General features: G+C 74.4%; 3 protein-coding genes. 1 reads left to right on the top strand and 2 read right to left on the bottom strand.

From position 1 onward, the window contains the following. Positions 1–863 (bottom strand): MFS transporter (locus tag H5J29_RS27455; RefSeq protein ID WP_181783894.1); only part of this gene is annotated, 863 nt, incomplete at its 3' end. 85 nt (positions 864–948) lie between these two features. On the opposite strand from H5J29_RS27455, the gene H5J29_RS36660 reads away from it, so the two are divergent. Next, the gene (locus H5J29_RS36660; protein ID WP_376768579.1) at positions 949–1368 is read left to right on the top strand and encodes a 2-dehydropantoate 2-reductase N-terminal domain-containing protein; all 420 of its coding nucleotides are present in this window, start codon (positions 949–951) and stop codon (positions 1366–1368) included. On the opposite strand, the gene nhaA is transcribed toward H5J29_RS36660, so the two are convergent. After that, on the bottom strand, positions 1341–2621 hold the full coding sequence (gene nhaA, locus H5J29_RS27445) for a Na+/H+ antiporter NhaA (protein WP_181783892.1): 1281 nt from the start codon (positions 2619–2621) through the stop codon (positions 1341–1343). The genes H5J29_RS36660 and nhaA overlap by 28 nt on opposite strands. Between the last annotated feature and the right edge of the window lie 306 nt (positions 2622–2927).

Genomic DNA, 2927 nt, shown 5'->3' with positions numbered 1-2927 from the left:
ACCACGGTCCGCGGCGAGTGGCAGAACCGCAGCAGGACCGGGACGCCGAAGGCGCCGACCACCGCCGCGATCTGGAAGATCGACGAGCTCAGCCCGGCCGCGGACTCCGTCATGTCCAGCTCGTCGCGCAGCAGGGACGGCAGCCAGGCCGTCACGCCGTAGTAGGCGAAGGCCTGTCCGGCGAAGGCGAACGTCAGGCCCCAGACGACCGGGCGCCGCCACCAGACCGGTCCGACCGTCGACGGCCCCTCCGTGGGCGCCTCGCCGACGGGTGCCGCCGTCGCGGCCCGGGTGGCCCGCCACCACACCACCGCGGCCACCACGGCCAACGCGCCCCAGGCCGCCGTCGCGAACCGCCAGTCCACCACGCCCGCGATCGGCACGGTCAGCGAGAGGGTGATCATCGACCCGACGTTGAGCGCCGCGGTGTAGGCGCCCAGCACGGCGCCCGCGCGCTCCGGGAGGTCCCGGCCGATCACCACCGGCACGGCCACGTTCCCCACCGTGATCGCGCACCCGATGAGCAGGGTGCCCGCGATCGCCGTCGGCAGGCCGCCCACGGAGCGCAGGACGATGCCCGCCAGCAGCACGCCGATCGCGACCAGCACCCCGCGGCCCAGCCCGAGCCTGCCCAACAACGCCGAGGCGAACGGGGTAGCCAGGCCGAAGCAGAGCACGGGGAGGCTGGTGAGCAGACCGACCGTGCCCGCCGAGATCCCCAGGTCCGCCGCGATCGACTCGGTGACCGGCGAGACGGCGACGATCGGGCCGCGCAGGTTCAGCGCGAGCAGCAGGATCGCGGCGACGAGCAGACCGGGCGCGACCAGGCGGGTGGGCGCGGGGATGTCGTGCGTGGTGGTCACTGGTTCCATACTTGCAGTGCGAAACTCCGCGGTCACGCGGTCGTGAGGCAGCCGACTACCGTCGGCGGGGTGACGACTCCCCCCGGTGGCGCTGGGTGGGACCCGGGGCCGTCGGGACCGCGTCGGCGGGCAGGCTCGTCGAGGCGGGCCACGAGGTCGTCCTGTGTGGGCGGTCGTCCCGGGGTCGCCGCGGGTCACGCCGACCGACGAGCGGGGGACCCGGGAGATCGCGCCGCGGTGGGCCGCCGACCCCTCCCCCATCCCGTGGGTAGTGCTCGCCACGAAGATCCACCAGACCGCCGCGGCCGGGCCGCTGCAGCGGGCCGTCACCGGGCCCGACACGGTGCTGGTGGCGGCGCAGAACGGCGTCGACCACCGCGAGCGGCCTGCCGACACGGCGCCTGCCGCCTGCAGCCGGCCGAGCGGCACGAGATCGTGGTGCCCGCCACGCGGGCCGTGGTCGCGCTCGGGTCCGCCCTACCGCTCTGAGCCGGGCTCCTGGTAGACGTCCGGCACGCCGTCGGCGTCCGCGTCGAGCGTCTCCTCCGCCTCGATCCGGCGGTAGTGGGCGTTGCGGACCCGCAGCACCACGGTGGCGAGCAGCGCGGCGACCAGCGAGCCGCCGAGCACACCGATCTTCACCTGGTCGTCGAGGTCGCTGCCGGTCCCGAAGGCGAGCTCGCCGATCAGCAGCGAGACGGTGAACCCGATCCCGCCGAGCAGGGCCAGCCCGAGCACGTCCCACCAGCTCAGGCCCTCGGCGAGGCGGGCGCGGGTGAAGCGTTGGACCAGCCAGGTCGCCCCGGTGATCCCCACGGTCTTCCCCACCACCAGCCCCACGGCCACGCCCAGGGTGACCCGGTGGGTGAAGGCCCCCGCGCCGGCGTCGACCACCGAGACGCCTGCGGCGAAGAAGGCGAACACCGGCACCGCGACCCCGCTGGAGATCGGCCGGAAGCGGTGCTCGAAGTGCTCGGCGAGCCCGGGCCCGGGCCCCTCGGCCCGCCGCACGACGGGCACGGCGAAGCCGAGCAGCACCCCCGCCACCGTGGCGTGGATGCCGGACTCGTGCACGAGGACCCAGGTCAGCACGGCGAGCGGGAGCAGCAACCACCACGACCGCACCCGGCGTTGGACGAGCAGCGTGAACAGCCCCAGGGGGGCGAGCGCGAGCAGCAGCGGCACGATCCGCAGGTCGTCGGTGTAGAAGACGGCGATGATCACGATCGCCAGCAGGTCGTCCACCACGGCGAGGGTGAGCAGGAAGGTGCGCAGCGCCGAGGGCAGGTGGGTGCCGATCACCGCCAGCACGGCGAGCGCGAAGGCGATGTCCGTGGCGGTGGGGATCGCCCAGCCGACGGCGGTGTCGCGGCCCGCGTTGAAGGCCACGAAGACCACTGCGGGCACGATCATCCCGCCGACGGCGGCAGCTACCGGGAGCGCGGCCCGGCGTGGGTCCCGCAGGTCCCCGGCCACGAACTCGCGCTTGAGCTCCAGCCCCGCCACGAAGAAGAAGACCGCCAGCAGCCCGTCCGCCGCCCAGGTGGCGAGCGGCAGGTCGAGGTGCAGCGCGGCGGGCCCCACCCGCAGCTCGCCGAGGGCCTCGTAGGCCTCGCGCCAGGGCGAGTTCGCCCAGGCCAGGGCCACGATCGCGGCACCGACGAGCAAGAGCCCGCCCACGGTCTCGGCCCGGAGGAGATCGCCGATCCGGCGGGCCTCGGGCCAGCTGCCTCGGGCGAAGAGGGTGCTCACGGGCATCTCCAGGGTAGGCGGGTGCGACTCGCCGACCAGACTTCCCGGCACACCGGCGACGACCCTACGGCACGTCTTGCGCACGCGAAAGACGAAAATGTGGCATCTTCGGTACAACCGCAGGTAGGGAGGTCACCGGTGACGGGACCCATGCGCGGTCGGCGGCCGACGACGGCACCGGCGACCGCGGGCGAGATCTTCGCGTTGATCCGGCAGGGCCTGGTCGCCACGCGCACCGAGATCGGCCGCGCGACCGGCCTGTCCCTCACGGCGGTGGCCGCCCGGGTGGACAGGCTGCTGGCCGAGGGGCTG

Source organism: Pseudonocardia pini, from assembly GCF_013870575.1.
GTDB classification, from domain to species: Bacteria; Actinomycetota; Actinomycetes; order Mycobacteriales; family Pseudonocardiaceae; genus Pseudonocardia; species Pseudonocardia pini.
Note: the sequence above shows the minus strand (reverse complement) of the source record. Positions and strands in the feature narration are given on the sequence as shown.

Bases quoted from the DNA above. Each gene is read 5' to 3' on its own strand.
- nhaA (WP_181783892.1), bottom strand. From the start codon at position 2,621: ATGCCCGTGAGCACCCTCTTCGCCCGAGGCAGCTGGCCCGAGGCCCGC.